The organism is Burkholderia catarinensis (assembly GCF_001883705.2).
Classification (GTDB): domain Bacteria; phylum Pseudomonadota; class Gammaproteobacteria; order Burkholderiales; family Burkholderiaceae; genus Burkholderia; species Burkholderia catarinensis.
In genome coordinates, this window is record NZ_MDEQ02000020.1 from 57,636 (window position 1) to 73,547 (window position 15,912).

General features: G+C 66.0%; 15 protein-coding genes and 2 pseudogenes. 3 read left to right on the forward strand and 14 right to left on the reverse strand.

Translation table 11 applies throughout. From position 1 onward, the window contains the following. Nucleotides 1-326 precede the first annotated feature (326 nt). Complete coding sequence (locus tag BFF94_RS27390) at nt 327-2,129, forward strand: alkaline phosphatase D family protein (protein WP_128841451.1); 1,803 nt, start codon at nt 327-329, stop codon at nt 2,127-2,129. A gap of 23 nt (nt 2,130-2,152) precedes the next feature. On the opposite strand, the gene BFF94_RS27395 is transcribed toward BFF94_RS27390, so the two are convergent. The 5 genes and pseudogenes from BFF94_RS27395 to BFF94_RS27415 form a co-directional block, all read right to left on the reverse strand. After that, nucleotides 2,153-2,299: a DUF3096 domain-containing protein gene (locus BFF94_RS27395; RefSeq protein WP_128841450.1), complete on the reverse strand. Its 147-nt coding sequence runs from the start codon at nt 2,297-2,299 to the stop codon at nt 2,153-2,155. Nucleotides 2,300-2,737: 438 nt separating this feature from the next. After that, nucleotides 2,738-3,117, reverse strand: a pseudogene (locus BFF94_RS27400) (low affinity iron permease family protein); the annotation flags it as partial. Nucleotides 3,118-3,217: 100 nt separating this feature from the next. Further along, nucleotides 3,218-3,892, reverse strand: a complete 675-nt coding sequence (locus tag BFF94_RS27405; protein ID WP_128841449.1) for a lytic polysaccharide monooxygenase — start codon at nt 3,890-3,892, stop codon at nt 3,218-3,220. A gap of 259 nt (nt 3,893-4,151) precedes the next feature. Next, on the reverse strand, nt 4,152-4,487 hold the full coding sequence (locus BFF94_RS27410; protein ID WP_219140080.1) for a hypothetical protein: 336 nt from the start codon (nt 4,485-4,487) through the stop codon (nt 4,152-4,154). A 10-nt stretch (nt 4,488-4,497) separates the two neighbouring features. Continuing rightward, nucleotides 4,498-5,256, reverse strand: coding sequence for a hypothetical protein (locus BFF94_RS27415; protein WP_219140081.1), 759 nt, complete (start codon nt 5,254-5,256; stop codon nt 4,498-4,500). Nucleotides 5,257-5,764: 508 nt separating this feature from the next. Between BFF94_RS27415 and BFF94_RS27420 the strand changes: the two are divergent. Next, a pseudogene (locus BFF94_RS27420) lies at nt 5,765-6,096 on the forward strand (transposase); the annotation flags it as partial. A gap of 84 nt (nt 6,097-6,180) precedes the next feature. Here the strand turns inward: BFF94_RS27420 and BFF94_RS27425 are convergent. The 7 genes from BFF94_RS27425 to argH all read right to left on the reverse strand — a co-directional run bounded on the left by BFF94_RS27425 (nt 6,181) and on the right by argH (nt 13,435). Next, nucleotides 6,181-7,602 carry an MmgE/PrpD family protein gene (locus tag BFF94_RS27425; protein WP_219140082.1) on the reverse strand — a complete coding sequence of 474 codons (1,422 nt, stop codon included), beginning with the start codon at nt 7,600-7,602 and terminating at the stop codon, nt 6,181-6,183. After that, entirely contained in the window at nt 7,599-8,507 is a 909-nt protein-coding gene (locus tag BFF94_RS27430; RefSeq protein ID WP_246637416.1) for a polysaccharide deacetylase family protein, read from the reverse strand. The genes BFF94_RS27425 and BFF94_RS27430 overlap by 4 nt, the downstream gene beginning before the upstream one ends. Beyond that, nucleotides 8,504-9,376 carry a polysaccharide deacetylase family protein gene (locus BFF94_RS27435; RefSeq protein WP_128841446.1) on the reverse strand — a complete coding sequence of 291 codons (873 nt, stop codon included), beginning with the start codon at nt 9,374-9,376 and terminating at the stop codon, nt 8,504-8,506. The genes BFF94_RS27430 and BFF94_RS27435 overlap by 4 nt, the downstream gene beginning before the upstream one ends. A gap of 7 nt (nt 9,377-9,383) precedes the next feature. Further along, on the reverse strand, nt 9,384-10,217 hold the full coding sequence (locus BFF94_RS27440) for an ABC transporter substrate-binding protein (RefSeq protein WP_128841445.1): 834 nt from the start codon (nt 10,215-10,217) through the stop codon (nt 9,384-9,386). 97 nt (nt 10,218-10,314) lie between these two features. Beyond that, the gene (locus tag BFF94_RS27445; protein ID WP_128841444.1) at nt 10,315-11,118 is read right to left on the reverse strand and encodes an amino acid ABC transporter ATP-binding protein; all 804 of its coding nucleotides are present in this window, start codon (nt 11,116-11,118) and stop codon (nt 10,315-10,317) included. Beyond that, a complete protein-coding gene (locus tag BFF94_RS27450) occupies nt 11,115-12,008 on the reverse strand; it encodes an amino acid ABC transporter permease (RefSeq protein ID WP_219140083.1) in 894 nt (297 codons plus the stop codon). Before BFF94_RS27450 ends, BFF94_RS27445 begins: the two co-directional genes overlap by 4 nt. After that, nucleotides 12,002-13,435, reverse strand: a complete 1,434-nt coding sequence (argH, locus tag BFF94_RS27455; protein WP_219140084.1) for an argininosuccinate lyase — start codon at nt 13,433-13,435, stop codon at nt 12,002-12,004. Before argH ends, BFF94_RS27450 begins: the two co-directional genes overlap by 7 nt. Before the next feature lie 126 nt (nt 13,436-13,561). On the opposite strand from argH, the gene gcvA reads away from it, so the two are divergent. Continuing rightward, nucleotides 13,562-14,440, forward strand: a complete 879-nt coding sequence (gene gcvA / locus BFF94_RS27460; protein ID WP_128842520.1) for a transcriptional regulator GcvA — start codon at nt 13,562-13,564, stop codon at nt 14,438-14,440. 26 nt (nt 14,441-14,466) lie between these two features. Here gcvA and BFF94_RS27465 read toward each other — a convergent pair whose 3' ends face one another. Both BFF94_RS27465 and hutC read right to left on the reverse strand, forming a co-directional pair. Then, a complete protein-coding gene (locus BFF94_RS27465; protein WP_246637417.1) occupies nt 14,467-15,024 on the reverse strand; it encodes a GNAT family N-acetyltransferase in 558 nt (185 codons plus the stop codon). Nucleotides 15,025-15,136: 112 nt separating this feature from the next. After that, nucleotides 15,137-15,892 carry a histidine utilization transcriptional repressor HutC gene (hutC, locus tag BFF94_RS27470; RefSeq protein ID WP_128842521.1) on the reverse strand — a complete coding sequence of 252 codons (756 nt, stop codon included), beginning with the start codon at nt 15,890-15,892 and terminating at the stop codon, nt 15,137-15,139. Nucleotides 15,893-15,912: the final 20 nt, after the last annotated feature.

Below are 15,912 nucleotides of genomic sequence, written 5' to 3' on the forward strand. Positions count from 1 at the left end.
CTCTTTAAATGGGCACGTCTGACGATATCGATGCGCAATCACGTTCCGACCTGCCGAGCGCTTGCGCGAGCAGTGGACAGATGCCGCGAAATCAGATTTCCGGACCATCCGCTACAGGTGCAAGAACTTTGAGGGATTGCAGACAAGATGCCCGCCGCCAGCGTGGGTGAGTTCGAAATGGGGTTCTCACGACTTTTCAGGCATTGATCTTCGCAGTAATGTTCCGGATCGACTCGCTTTGCGGCGGCGGCAAGCTTGTCGAGCGAGAGGAGCGGACGCCTGCTGCAGTGCTTCCCGCATCCACGGGATGTCGATCGGGAGGATCAATGGATCGTCGCCATTTCCTCAAGTCGTCGGCCTTTTTTACCATTGCGGCTGCCACCGCCACCCACGCCGTTTCACCGGCGGCCCTGCCGGTCAGCGCCGTGCGCAAGAACCTCGATCGATTCCCGCAAGGTGTCGCAAGCGGTGATCCGCGCGATCGCTCCATCGTGTTCTGGACGCGATGCGTGCCGGTATCCAGGGGCGTCCGGCACGATGCAAAAGGCGTCGCGCGCGCGGTACCGGTACGACTCGATGTATCGACGCTGCCGGATTTCTCGACGCTCGTCGCCAGCGTACCGCTGAGGGCGCTGGCCACCTACGACTTCACCGTGCGCGCAAAGGTGACGGCGTTCTCGCCGAAGACCACCTACCACTACAGGTTCGTCGCAGGCGACGACGTCAGCATGACGGGTGTCGCGCGCACGGCGCCGGAGGCAAACGAGGCCAACGAACAGGTTCGCTTCGCGTGGCTCACCTGCCAGGACTGGAGCGTCAACCACTGGCAGGCGATGACGCTGCTGGCCGACGAACGCGATCTCGATTTCGTCGTGCACGTGGGCGACTACATCTATGAAACGGTCGGGACCTCTCCCCCCGGCCGTGCCGAGCCGACGCATCCTCCGCTGCGCTTGCCCGACGGCAAGCTGCTCGCGGACGGCCGCGCGTATGCCGAAACGCTCGAAGACTACCGGACGCTCTATCGCACCTATCGGACCGATCCGCGCCTACAGACGCTGCACCGGCGCCTGCCAATGATCGCGATCTGGGACGACCACGAATTTTCCGACGACTGCTGGCAGGATCATCAGGTCTACACCAACGAGGAGCGGCAGGAAACCCGGCGCCGCCGCAGCGCCAGTCGCGCGTGGGCGGAGTACATGCCGGTAGATTGGGGCGATGTGCGCTTCGAGCCGGACAATCCGTCGTACACGAACATTCGCATCTACCGCGATTTTCGTTTCGGCATGCTGATGCATCTGGTGATGACGGACGAGCGGTTGTATCGCGACGACCATGTCGTCAGCGAGGCGGCTGTCGCGCGCTCGCGCGGGCACGACCCGGTGCACGGGGACGACGCAGCCGGCTCGCGCTACTTCGTCAAGCAGGACGTGCTGCAACGTTACGAGGCGCTCGATACCGAGCAGCTTGGTCGCCCGCCGTCGATGCTCGGCCGGGAACAGACACAATGGTGGAAAGCCGCGATGAAGGGCTCGCCGGCAACCTGGAAGGTGTGGGGCAACGAGGTGATGTTGAACCGTCTGTGGTTGCTGATGCCGGGCGCACCCAAGACACCGGCGGCCCGCCTGGTGGCCGATTGCGACGCCTGGGACGGCTATCCCGCGCACAAGCACGAACTGCTCGCTTACTTGAGGGAGCACGGGATCCATAACGTCGTCGCGATCACCGGGGACCTGCATGCATTTCAGTGCGGCGTCGTGCGGGACGATCCCGATCCCGCGACGGGGGTGCCGGTCATCGTCGATTTCGTCTGCGCCGGCATCAGCAGCGCGTCCTTCTATTCCTACCTGAAAGCCGCATGGAACGGTACACCGCTGGCGTTGATGGCGGCCACCCCTGCCAAACTCGACAGCTTCCTGATGGCGAACAACCCCGATCTGTGCCACGCCGACCACGACGCGCAGGGTTATGCGTCAGCCACCGTCACGCCGGACTGCTTCTCCGTCACGTTCAACAAAGTGAAGCCGTTGAACCCGGACGGAACCGCGCCCGCAGATGCACTGCTTGGCCGCACGCGATTGACCGTGCCCAAGGATTCAGCCGAGGTACGCGTCGAACACCTGTAGATTCCGACACGCCTGAGTGCTCGTCAGTGGAAATGTCCTCCGAAAAGCCCGAGCAATCCTATGATGATCAGGTAGATCGCAACGATGTAATTCAGCAGGCGCGGTACCGCCAGAATAAGAATTCCAGCGATCAGCGAGACCAATGGGCTCAGGTTCGAGAATACGTGCATGGCGTTGCCCCCTAACAATAGATCGCGAAATCGCCGAGTGAAGCGCCTTGTGCTTCGTAGCCGCGCTCTTTCCACGCTGCGCGCGATTCCCCGCATGTGCAGGAGATTTTTTACCGATGCAGGCGATCTGAATGACGGACGTTTGTCGGTGCAGCGTTCGTTTGCGTATCGGAGCGATTTCCGTGCCTGGCTCAGCGCGTGCGGCGTCGGCTCCTGGAATTGGCGGCCTACGCAATACAGACCGAACTGCCGGCAACGACCGAAAAGCTGAAGCGCGCGAGCCCCTGTGCGAACGCCTTCAGACCTTCGAGCTACGGCGTCAGCGCATCCCGCCGCGCGTTCATCGCCAGGGCCACCTGTTCACGCTGCGACGCCGGGACAGAAATGACAAGCGCTTGAAAAATCGGCCGCAGATCTCGTGCAGATCGCTGCCGCCCGTCAGGATTCAGGCAAATGATCGGCCAGCTTGCGATCGCGATCGGCACCCTGTTTTTCCTCCCCGGCGGCCACCCGCGTCGCCATGTCGCGGTAAGTCCGGGCCATCGCGCGCAGTTCTTTCCCCGATGCGTCCTCGATCCCGATCAGCCGGTCGCGCGCCGCGTGCGTGACGGCGACGAGTTCGTCGAGCTTCAGGTGCATCGCGACGCTGTCGCGATTCTGGTTGCGCTGCAGCAGGACACCATCAGGAACGTGATGATCGTCGTCCCGGTATTGATGACGCGTTGCCATGCATCCTACTAGTGGAAAACTGGCCCGGTGACGAGCCACAGCGCCGTGACGGCCACTGCACTGCCGAATGCGATCGGCGAACCGGCCCACCCGCTTCCTGTGCTTCACCGCTTCGTACCGGATACCGCCAGCGGCGGACCGCGCCCATGACGCCCCCGGCATCGCCGGGGGCGCGATGTCGCAGTGAGTTCAGAACGGGCTGCGTATCGTGTCGCCGTTGGTGAACATCGCGTCGACGACCTGATAAAAGCCCATCGCCGTATCCGCGACTTCCCAGACCGCGAGGATCACGTGGTAACCGTCACGCATCGGCAGCCGGCATTGGTGGACCGTCGGCTGCAGTGGCACCAGGTTCGCGTTCGGATCCCAGTACGGCTGGCCGGGATTCTGGATCGTGCAGAACGGCGTGGGCTCGAATTGCGCGCGCGTCAGCTTTTGCGACGGGTTCCAGTCGGCTCGTGTAATGAAGTAGTTCCAGCGACGCGTCTTGTGCACGGCGCTGAATTCCCATTTGAAATTCTGCAGCACGCCCGGCCGTAACGGAATCTTCTGCCAGCGGCTCGGCGACTGCTCGTTCAGCACGGGCAGCGGGCCATTCGTGCTGGCGCCGGCGATTTCACCGTCCATCGGTGGCGCGGCATTCTTCGCGTCGTTCGGCGCGAACGGATCCGACAGGCCGCTTTGCGTCGCGGGGAAGAACTTGCCGTTCTCCATCGCGTTCGCGTGCCATGCGTCGACAGGGCAGTTCGGGTTCTGGCCTTGCGTGCATAGCACGATGCGCGACGGCGGTTCGGTCAGGCGGCCGTGCGCGTGAGCACCGGCCGCCGCGACCAGCAGTGCCGCGCCGGCCAACGCGCGTGGCATAACGGAAGCAACGTATCTGCGGATGATCTGATTCATGAGCCCTCACTGCATTGATGTCGGAATGGATATGCGCGCCGCAAGATCCCGGACAGCGATTCCTGTCGACGTGTCGTCGCGCACACTGATCGGCAAAAGCGGCGGCCGCATGAGACCGCGACAACCGACTATTGGTCGCCACGCTTTCTGACAAATCACTTTCGCCGAACCGGACCTTATCCGCAAAAATCGGAAAAATAAACTTCCCGATTTGCAGAGTTTTTTATTCCGAATCAATTGTTTTAATCGTTTTTAATTTCAACGGGTTTGGGCGCAACTTGAATTGCGAAATTGAATGAACCGGCGATTCATTCAAAATGCCGTTGCCGATCGTTCGGCACGTGGCTTTGCGCGCCGGCGTTGTTTCGGCTAGGCGCTCGGAAACCATCGGGGCGCCACGAGGCGTCGAATTGGTACGCGTAAAGGCCTCGTGCGAAGCCGACACAAACTGTTCCGGTCCGATGCAAGTCTGGTCGTGTCCCGTATTTGAACGGTCGCCGATCCGCAGAATGGCGCATGAGCCGCTCCGCTGCCGGGCACCCGGTTCGACTATTTCCATCAGGCTGCGCTCACGCTCCCAGCTCGGGCTGGCGCGTGTCCGGCGGCGCGGCGAGCGGGGCGGCGGCTGCTTGCGGCGCTTTCGCGTTTTCGCGCCTTTCGAGGAAATGCATCGCGAGCGCGGTGATCGTCAGCAACGCGAACGCGGCGGGGCCCGTCATCGCGGCATGGCTGATCTGCAGCAGGTATCCCGCTGCGGCGAGCAGGATGCCGAGCACCACGGCGGCCCGCGTGCGCCGGCGCAGCCAGCGTTCGAGCCCGACGAACGCCGTCGCGAAAAACGCTGCCCAGGATCCGGTCAGGCTGATGAACGACCCGACACCGCCCGTCCAGCGGTCGACCCAGAAGTTGTTCAGCAGCGTCGCGATGGCCGTGTGCTGGTCGGGCGTCATCTGCGCTGCGATCTGCAGCAAGCGCCCGAGCCCGATGCCGCCGACCGCGTCGAGCACCGTGTAGGCCACCAGGAAAACGAAGGTCGACAGGCGCGCGAGCCATGCGACCGGACCCGGATCGTCGCCGACGAGCAGCCACAGCCCGATGCAGACGAGCACGACGCACGGCGTCTGGATCATGTGCAGCGCAAACCACCAGGCGGGGCCGAAATACGCCAGCGCGTCGTGGTTGTGATCGTATTCGGGCTTCGACAGGTAATCGAACATGCCGGGGTCATGCGTGAATCCGGCAGGATGAAACAGTTCGATCGTCGCCAGCACGAGCGGCGCGATGAAAAGGCACAGCCACCACAGCACGGCCCGGGTTTTTCGGTTCATGTTCGGCTCCTTCCTGAATGGCTCAAGAATCGCATCGACGACGAACCGCGCGGCGCGCAGGCCGGCAGTATGCGATATCGGTCAAGGAATAAAATGATCGAACGAACGGCATGTTCCATTCGATCTCAGTCAGCATAGGACACGCACAAGCGAATGTTAAGAAGTAATCTTGCGCCGATATTGGAATGCTATATAAGTTTTAGATTCTCCGTTTTATTTTCCGGTGCAATTGGAATATTCGTTATAAGCGGCGCGTGAACGCTCCGATCTTCCTCAATGGTGACGGATGGATAGATTGCGTTCCATTCGCCATCTGTCGCGATTTTTACCGGCGGGGCCCGAGCCCGGATGCACTGTCCTCCTGGAGCAAGGATCTCGTTTTCCGCGGAATGTGTGATTTCAAAAGGCTTAGGAGCCGCTAACTAAAACTGATTTATCAGGCTCGGCGGTCATCGATGATGGTTCCGAGGACGTTGTAAAAGGAAGCTCACGGAACGGACCCACGACCATGAAGCGGCAGATGGGCTTTTCAGAAGCGGAAAGTGCGGGGAAGAAGCGTGTGACGAAGCGGCAGCGCTTCCTGGCAGAGATGGAGAACGTCGTCCCATGGCAGCGTTTGCTGTCGGCCATCGAGCCGTACTACACGAAGGATGAGCGAGGCCGACCGCCGATCGGCTTGGAACGGATGCTGCGGATCTACTTCCTGCAAAACAGTGGTACGGATTGTCGGACGAAGGGCTGGAAGACGCGCTGTACGACAGTATTGCAATGCGTGCCTTCGCAGGCATTGATCTGGCGATCGAGGACGTGCCGGATGCGACCACGCTGCTATTTCGACGCTGCCGGCCCGTGAATATCTGCCTTTTCCCGCTCTTACGGTTTCCGGAAGGACGCGGTCACTCCAGCGCCCGGATGGATACTCTCTTACCGGCTTGATGCGACGTCGACCTGCGGAGCATCGCTTCCACGACGTTCGGCATCGCCTGCGAGCAGGTCGTTCAGCACGCGCGCATCTGCTTGCCGGTCCAGCGACAGGCACATGTCGCTCAACGCATCGACATGCGCGCTGTCGAGCGCCATGCCCGCCAGCGCACGATATTTCGCCGACAGCGCCGTGTCCGACAACGGATTGCGCGGATCGCCGAGCGCGATCGGCACGTGCCGCGATTCCCGCCCCCCATCCGGGCGATGCAGGATTACCGTCGGCTCGTCGAGATCGCCGAGCGCCGGATCGACGTCGACCGTGATCCGCGCCAGCAGCGCGGTGACGCGCGGATCGGTGCGCCGGTCCGCGCGATAGACGCCGATCCCCGTGTCGCCGAACGCGAGCGCCGCCGCAACCGCATACGGCAGGCTCATCTGCGCGGACGACAGCGTCGATAGATCGCGACCGCCGCACATGCGGGCCACGAATGCGCTCGCGCGCACGACCACCCGCTCGATCTCGCCGGCCTCGAACGTGCGACCGTCCGCGAGCTGCAGCGCCGCATCGACAGCCGCATGTGCGCTGCGGCACGAAGCGTGCGGCTTGATCGAGCAGCGCATCAGCTTCCACTGCGCGCCGAGGCCGTCGGTCAATGCCTCGGGCGCTAGCGACTGCGCGGCGAACGTGTTGAAGAAGCCGCCCCACACGTCGTCGAACACCCAGGCGGGGCCGCTCACGCCTGCGCGTGCAAGCAGCGCCGCGAGCACGCCGCCCTCCGCCGCGCGCCCGGCGTGCAGCCGCTTCGTTTGCGATCCGTCGTGGATGAAGCCCCACAGGCCGCCCGCGAAACTCGCCGCATGACCCAGCGCGTCGCGCGTGCGCGCGGCATCGAGCCCGAGCACGCGCGCGCTTGCGGCCGCCGCGCCGAACACGCCGCAACTGAGCGTCGAGTGCCAGCCCGCCCCGTTGTGGGCCGAGTAGCCGCCGGCCGCCTCGAGCACGCGCCGGCCGACCTCGTAGCCGAGTACGATCGCCGCCACGCATTCGCGTCCCGTCACGGGGCGGTCCGCACACGAAAGCGCGGCAAGCACGGCGGGCAGCACGACCGCCCCTGAATGATCGCAACCGCCGGAATCGTCGAGTTCGAGCGCATGCGCGGCAATGCCGTTGACGAACGCCGCGTCGCGCGCACCTGCGCGCCGGCGCGTGCCCCATAGCGATGCGCCGCCACGCGCAACGTCGCCGGCCAGCGTACGGGCACTGCACGTCTCGACGGCCAACGTGCCCGCCAGCGCGGCACCGAGCGTGTCGAGCACATGACGCCTGGCCTTCGCGACGACGTCGTCCGGCAATGCGTCGGCGGCCGTCTGCGCAACGAACGCCGCGAGCCGCGTTGCGCGCGTTTCCGGATTCGTCGTCATCGTGCGGATTCCTCAGCCAAGCAGCGCGCGAACACGTCGACCGGATGTCCCGGCGCATTGACGGGCGCTTGCGCACGCCACCAGCGCGCGATGTCGCGCCCCGTCGCGAACCACACGTCGCCCGCACCGCTCAGGTGCTCGAGCAACGCACGCAGCAAATCGATCCGCGCTGCCGTGCCGATGATCTCGGGATGCAGGCGCAGCACGCAGCACAGCCCGAAGCGCCGGAACCCGTCGACGTCGCGCCGCCAGTTGTCGAGCACGTCGCGGTACGCCGCGATGCGCGGCTGGCCGGCCGGCACGGGCGGAGACAGGTTGAACGCGAAGTACGGCTCGTCGTCGAGTTCGTCGTGCAGCGGCAGCTCGACGAGCCGCGCGCCGCCCGCGCCGCCGTCACCGCGCGGATGCACGTACGGCAGATCGTCGCCGCGCCACGATGACGACCACGTGAAGCCTTGCGCGACGAGACAATCCGCGAAACCGTCGGCCCAGTTGCCGGTGAACGAACGAAAGCCTTCCACGTCGCGACCGGTCGCATCCGCGAGCGCGGCTCGTCCGGCGCGGCACGCATCGACCTGCGCGGCGAGCGGCAGCGCATCGAAATCCTCGCAACGATAGCCGTTCACGCCCAGCTCGTGGCCGGCCGCCGCGATCTCGCGGACCGCGGCCGCGTGGGTTTCGGCGACGATGCCGGGCACGAACCAGCTCGCCGGGACGCCGAACGCATCGAATGCCGCGAGCAACCGATCGACGCCGCGTGTCGCACCGTACCGCCACACCGACAGCGATTTCTCGCGGCCGACGATGCGCGGCTCGCGTGTCTGGATGCCGTGAATGTCGTTGAAGTCGACCGTGATCGCGACCGCACAGCGTGCGCCGTCTGGCCATGAAGGAAGTATCGTCACCTGCCGCTCCGTTGCGCGGGTTGCGCATCTCGCGTGGCCTGCGCGAGCCACCAGTCGGCCACTTCGCGGCAGCGCGCGAACCATACGCCATCCTGCGCGCGCATGTGGCCAAGCCACGCCTCCAGCAGCGCGATGCGCCCCGGCTTGCCGCACACCTTCGGATGCAGCAGCGTCGTCAGGCACAGCCCTTCGCGGTATGCGCCGTCGAATTCGCGTGTCCAGTTGTCGAGTGTCGCGCCGTAACCGGCGATCCGGTCGAGCCCGGCCGGATAGTCGGGGTTGCGGTGATACGCGAGCGACGCGTAGTCGTCGGTCTCCCAGCGGCCGGGAATCTCGACGAGCGGCGGCTCGCCGTCCGCGCCGTGCAGCAGGTAGGGCCGGTCGTCGCCGCGCATCGAGCTTGAATAGCGCACGCCCGCCTCGCGCAGCACGGCCACCGTCGCGTCGCTCCAGTCGCCGGACGGCGTGCGGAACCCGACCGGCCGCACGCCGAGCGTGCGCGCGAAGACGTCGGCCGACTGCGCCATGATCTCGCGCTGCCGCTCGGGCTCGAGCGTCCAGAACGCTTCGTGCCGGTAGCCGTGATAGCCGATCTCGTGGCCGTGCTCGACGATCGCCGCGCATTGCGCGGGCCACGTCCGCGCGACCCACGCGGGCACGAAGAACGTCGCGGGAAGGTCGAACGACGCGAGCATGTCGAGCAACCGGCCGAGCGCGCGCCACGGCCCATAGCTGCCGAGCGTGAAATACGCGGGGTTGCGCCAGATCGACCCGTTCAGCATTGCGTCGCCGGTCGGGCCGTCGAGATCGAACGCGAGCGCGACGCACGCGCGCTTCGCGTCCGGCCAGCGGGGAGCCAGGTCCGCCATCGCGCGCTCAGTGGGTGCCGTTGACCATCGCCTTCGCCACCGCGTGCTCCTGCAGCCCCCACTTCGCAAGCAGCTTCTGGTACGAGCCGTCCGCGATCGTCTGGTTGAGCGCCGTCGTCAGCGCACTGCTGAGCGCGGTGTTGCTCTTCGCGACACCGATGCCCGTGTATTGCGACAGGAACGGCTTGCCGACCGGCGCATACGCGTTCTGCTCGAGGCTGTTCTGGTACGGCAGCGTCTCGCCGCCCTGCACGGCCGCGTCGATGCGGTTCTGGCGCAACTGCATCCGTGCGTCCGCCGAGCCGTCGGTGCCGACCACGACGATCGCCGGCTTGCCGGCCTTCACGCAATTCTCCGCGCTCCACGCGGTCGTGTTGTCCGGGAACGACGTGCGCCGGCTCGACCCGACGCGCTTGCCGCACAGCGCGCCCATTTGCGCGAATTCGCCGGCGCGCGCCTTCAGCGTGTAGAACTGCGGGCCCGTCTCGATGTAGTCGACGAACGTCACCGCGTCGCGACGAGTCGGCAGGTCGGTCATGCCGGACAGGATCATGTCGACGCGTTGCGTCGCGACCGCGCTCATCATCTGGTCGAAGCTCGTTTCGACCCAGTTCAGTTTCGCACCCATCTTCGCGGCGAGCGCCTCGCCGAGATCGACGTCGAAGCCCGCCAGCTTGTCGGTCGCCGGGTCCTTGTATTCGAACGGCGGATAGTTCGGCACGATCGCGACGTTCAGCGTGCGTTTCGCGCTCGCGGATTGCGCGGCGGCGAACGATGCGTGGAGCGCGAGTGCGCCGAATGCGACGGCGGCCAGCGTGCGGGTCAGGACGGATGCTTTCATGGGATGTCGCCTTGTCATGATGGAGTAATGTGGTACTACGCCGCGCTCGTCGACGGCTCGATCATTCGGGCGCTGCACAACGGGGCGCCCGGCCCGTTCACGCAATCACGGCGGAGATGAACTCGCGCGTGCGCGCATGCGTCGGCGCGGACAGCACCTGGTCGGGCGGCCCGCTCTCGACGATCCGGCCGGCGTCCATGAACACGACGCGGTCGGCCACTTCGCGCGCGAACCCGAGCTCGTGCGTGACGACGATCATCGTCATCCCGCTCTTCGCGAGGTCGCGCATCACGGCCAGCACTTCACCGACCAGTTCGGGGTCGAGCGCCGATGTCGGTTCGTCGAACAGGATCAACTGCGGATGCATCGCGAGCGCCCGCGCGATCGCGACGCGCTGCTGCTGGCCGCCCGACAGCTCGACCGGAAACGCATCGCACTTGTGCGCGAGCCCGACGCGCGCGAGCAGCGCACGCGCTTCCTCCTCCGCTTGCGCGCGGCGGCGCTTGAGCACCTGCACGGGGCCCTCGGTCACGTTCTCGAGCGCGGTCTTGTGCGGAAACAGGTTGAAGCGCTGGAACACCATGCTCGTCGCCAGTCGCTGGCGCGCGACCTGGCGCTCCGACAATTCGTGGAGCCGGCTGCCGGCGCGCCGGTAGCCGGCCAGTTCGCCGTTGACCCACAGCGCGCCCGCGCTGATCGTCTCGAGCTGGTTGATGCAGCGCAGGAACGTGCTCTTGCCCGAGCCCGACGGCCCGATGATGCACAGCACTTCGCCCGGCTCGACGTCGAGCGTGACGCCGTGCAGCGCCTGGAAATCGCCGTACGACTTGCGCACGTCGACCGCGCGAACGACCGCATGGGTCATGACGTTCTCCCGATGGTTGAGGGTCGTGTCGTTCATTTGCGGCCGGACGAGCGGCCCGCGCCGCGTGCGAAGCGCCGTTCGACGCGCGCCTGCGCGAGCGACAGCACGGTGACGACCGCGAGATACCAGATGCCCGCGACGATCAGCAACTCGATCACGCGAGCGTTCGCGTAGTAGATGTTCTGCGCGTTGTGCAGCATCTCGGCGTACTGCACGACGCTCGCGAGCGACGTCAGCTTGACCATGCCGATCAGCTCGTTGCCGATCGGCGGCACGATCACGCGCATCGCCTGCGGCAGGATGATCCGGCGCAGCGCCTGCAGGCGCGCCATGCCGATCGATTTCGCGGCCTCGTACTGGCCGGTGTCGACCGACAGTAGCCCCGCGCGCACGACTTCCGACGTATACGCGCCCTGGTTGATGCCGAGTCCGAGCACCGCCGCGAGGAACGGCGTCATCACGTCGACGGTCCGGAATGCGGCGATGCCCGGGATGCCGAGCGTCGGAAACACCAGCGCGAGGTTGAACCACAGCAGCAGCTGCAGGATCACCGGCGTGCCGCGGAACAGCCAGATGTAGCCCTGCGCGATCGCCCCGAGCACCGGGTTCGACGACAGCCGCATCACCGCGGTGACGACGCCGAGCACGACGCCGAGCATCATCGCGAGGACGGTCATCACGATCGTGTTGCCGAGCCCCGTCAGGATCGAGCGCGCGGTCAGGAACTGGCCGACGACGCGCCACTCGATCTGTCCGCGCGCGAACGCGGCGGCCACATAGGCAAGCGCGGCAATGATCGCGATCGACGCGACATAGCGGCCCCAGTAGCGCCGGCGCACGCGCACGAGGCCGGCGGTATCGTCCGCACCGGAGCCGGCCGGCTCCGGTGCGCCGTCGAGACGGCGCGAATCGGATGCACTCAGCATGACGGCCCCCGGTAGTCGGCCGCCCATGCAGCCTGGCGTTCGATCGCGTCGCTCAGGCGGCCGATCTGCTCGCGCACGCGCGCGGGCGATGTGCCGCCCGCCCCGCCGCGGGCCGCGACGGCCGCGTCAAGCGTCAGATGCGCGCGCACCGCCGGCGCGAGGCGCACGTCGACGGCCTGCAGCTGTGCCGCGCTCGCATCCGCGAGCTCGATGCCGTCGCGCTCGCACGCGCGCACGAGCGTGCCGGTGATCTCGTGCGCCTCGCTGAACGGTACGCCCGTCAGCGCGAGCCAGTCGGCGACCTCGGTCGCGAGCGTGAAACCGAGCGGCGCCTGGCGACGCATCTCGTCGACGTTCACGCGCATCGTGCGAATCATCCCCGCCATCGCGGGCAGCACCAGTTCGAGCGTGTCGATCGCATCGAACGCGGCGATCTTGTCTTCCGCCAGATCGCGGTTGTACGCGAGCGGCAACGACTTCAGCGTCGCGAGCAGGCCCGTCAGGTTGCCGATCAGGCGCCCCGCCTTGCCACGCGTCAGTTCGGCGATGTCCGGGTTCTTCTTCTGCGGCATGATCGAGCTGCCCGTCGCATAGCCGTCGTCGAGTTCCACCCAGCGGAATTGCCGCGACGTCCACAGGATCACTTCTTCCGACAGGCGGGACAGGTTCACCGCCAGCATGCTCGTGACGAACGAAAATTCGGCGACGTGATCGCGTGCGGCCACGGCATCGATCGAGTTCTCGCACGGCGCGTCGTAACCGAGCTCCTGCGCGGACAGCTCGGGCCGCACGCAGATCGCCGAGCCCGCGAGCGCGGCCGCGCCGAGCGGCGAACGCGCGGTGCGGCGGTCCCAGTCGACCAGACGATCGGCGTCGCGATACAGCGACTGCGCGTGCGCGAGCAACTGATGGCCGAACACGATCGGCTGCGCCGGCTGCAGATGGGTGAAGCCGGCGGTCACCGTGTCGACGTGCCGGCTCGCCTGGCCGACCAGCGCATCCTGCAGGTCGAGCACGCCGCGCACGAGCTGGCGCGCCTTGTCGCGCAGGTACAGGCGCAGGTCGTTCGCCGCCTGGTCGTTGCGCGAGCGCCCGGCGCGCAGCTTGCCGCCGAGCGACGGCAGCCGCTGCGTCAGCACGCGCTCGAGGAAGGTGTGCACGTCCTCGTCGGCGAGCGACGGCGCGATCGTGCCGGCCGCGTAGTCGCGCGCGATGCCGTCCATCGCGGCCAGCAGCTGCGCAAGTTCGTCGTCGTTCACGATGCCGGCCCGGTTCAACTCGCGCGCATGCGCGCGGGAGCCCGCCAGGTCGTACGGCACGAGGCGGAAGAAACTCGGATCGGAACGTGACAGGTTCTGCAGCGCGTCGGACGGTTTCGACTGGAAGCGGCCGCCCCACAGGCGCTCGATCGGTTCGGTAAGGCTCATTGCGGTCGACCTCGACTCGGTTGGATTGCCCCCACTGTAGGCATTCAATTTTTTTTGTTGTAGCGAGAAATTGAATCCGCTTAAATGAAATTTTTCTCAGCACCGCCGTCTTCGACGAACCCGCCGATGCGCAACCGCCTGCCCCCGCTGAACCCGCTTCGCGCGTTCGAGGCCGCCGCCCGGCGCGGCAGCGTGTCGGCCGCCGCCGACGAACTGCACGTGACCGCGAGCGCGGTCAGCCACCAGATCCGCATTCTCGAAAGCACGCTCGGCGTCGCGCTTTTCGTCCGATCAAAGGCCCGCGTGAAGCTCACGCCCGAAGGCGAGGCGCTGCTGAAACCGGTCGGCGCCGCGTTCGACATGATCGCGAATGCGACCGTCAGCCTCGATTCGCCGACCGCCGCCGGCGATCTCGTCGTGTCGACGCCGCTGTCGCTGACGTCGCGCTGGCTCGCCCGGCACATCGGCGATTTTCTCGAGCGCTATCCGGGTATCCACCTGAAAGTGATTCCGTCGAACGACGAGCGCGAGATCTATTCTCAGGACGTCGACGTATGCATTCGCTACGGGGAAGGCAACTGGCGCAACCGGCGCGTCGAGCTGCTCGCGCATCCGGCGTTGTTCCCGGTCGTGAGCCCGGCGTTGATGAACGGGCCCGAAGCGATCCGCAAGGTGCAGGATCTCGCGGGACGCACGCTGTTCTGCGAGCATGCGGGTTCGTGGATGCGCTGGCTGGCGGAAGCGAACGCCGACAAGCTGCCGGGCATCCGCATTCTCGAAATCGGCAACGCGCACATCGGCGTCGAAGCCGCGGTGCACGGGCAAGGCGTCGCGCTCGGCGACAGCCTGTCCGTGCGCGACGACCTGATCGACGGCACGCTCGTGCGGCCGTTCAGCGCAACGGGACCCTCACGTCATGCGTACTATCTCGTCACGCGTCACGAGCTGGCCGACACGCCGCTCGTGACCGCGTTCACGTCGTGGCTGCGCGCCTGCCTGGCGTGATGCCCGTCGCCGCGGACGGGTCTGGCTCAGGACACGAGACTCGTCAGGTCGTCCCACACCATGACGATGTTGTGCGACCGCCAGATCGGCCCCGGATCGACGTACTCACCTGCCAGCCGGCCGTTCAGCGACGCGTAGAAGGCGATCGCAGGCTCGTTTCCCTTGACGACACTCAACGCTGCGCCCCGATACCGCATCTTTTTCAAATGCGTCGCGAGTTGCGCAAGCAATGTGCGGCCGATGCCGCGACGCTTGAACTCGGGATCGACATACAGGAATTTGATCTCGCCACGGCCGTCGAAGATCGGCTCCGACGGCGCGCCGGCCGCGCCGATTCCGACGATCGTGTGGTCGATCTCCGCAATGAGCACCAGCTGGCTCGCGTCGTTCGAGGACAGCTTTTCCCGCCATTTTTCGCCGCGATAGTGCTCGTCGAGGACGGCATGCGCTTGCGCCGGTGCGAGATCGCGATAGGTATGCCGCCAGACCTTGACGTGAAAATCGGCGATCGCCTGCGCGTCGTTTATATTCGCAGGCCTGATGGATATGTCCGTCATGGAAGGCTCTCTCGGGCGGTATTTCACTAGTGGGCGCGGTGCGCGCAACGGACGGCAACCATCCGGGAACGGGCACAGCCGATCGTCGGATGCGACACGCCGCATTCGTTCGCCGGTCCGCGCGAATCCCCCGGTTTCCCTACACCTTCCCCGCCAGATGAAACCGCGACGCCGGATGCCACAACTGCACCGACGTCGCGACCTCCTCGCCGACCCACGTGCGCCGCCGCAGCAGCAGGCACGGCTCGCCGATCTCCATCACCAGGTGCCGGCGCACCTGCGCATCGGGCTTCTGCGCGTAGATGCGGAATTCCGCGCGCTGGATCGGCGCAAGCCGCACCATGTAATGGTTCGGCGTCTCGATCGTGAAATCCTGCTCTAGGTACGCGGGGAACAGCGCCGGATTGACGTAGCGATCCTCGAACTGGATCGGCTCGCCTTCCTCGTAATGCACGATGCGCGAATGAAACACCGGCCCCGAGCGAAGCCCGAGCGCTTCGATCGCTTCCGGATCGTCGCTGCTTTCGATCATCAGCACGCGTGCGCTGTGCCGATGGCCGCGTTCGGCGATCTCGTCCGCGATGTTGCGGATCTCGAGCACCGTCGATTCGTAATGGCGGCGCTCGACGAAGGTGCCTGCGCCCTGGACGCGGGTCAGCACGCGCTCGGCGGTCAGCTCGCGCAGCGCGCGCGACACCGTCATCCGCGCCACGCCGAACTCCTTGACCAGTTCGGCCTCGGTCGGAATCGCGCCGCCGGGCTTCCAGTCGCCGTTCGCGATCCGCTCGACCACGTAGCGCTTGATCTGCTGGTACGCCGGCAGCGCGCGCGCCGGTACGTCGTCGCCCGGTGCGCCCGCCGGCCGGGCGGGAGTGTATTGTTCCGCTTCGTTCATGCGCCCTCGACCGAATGAAG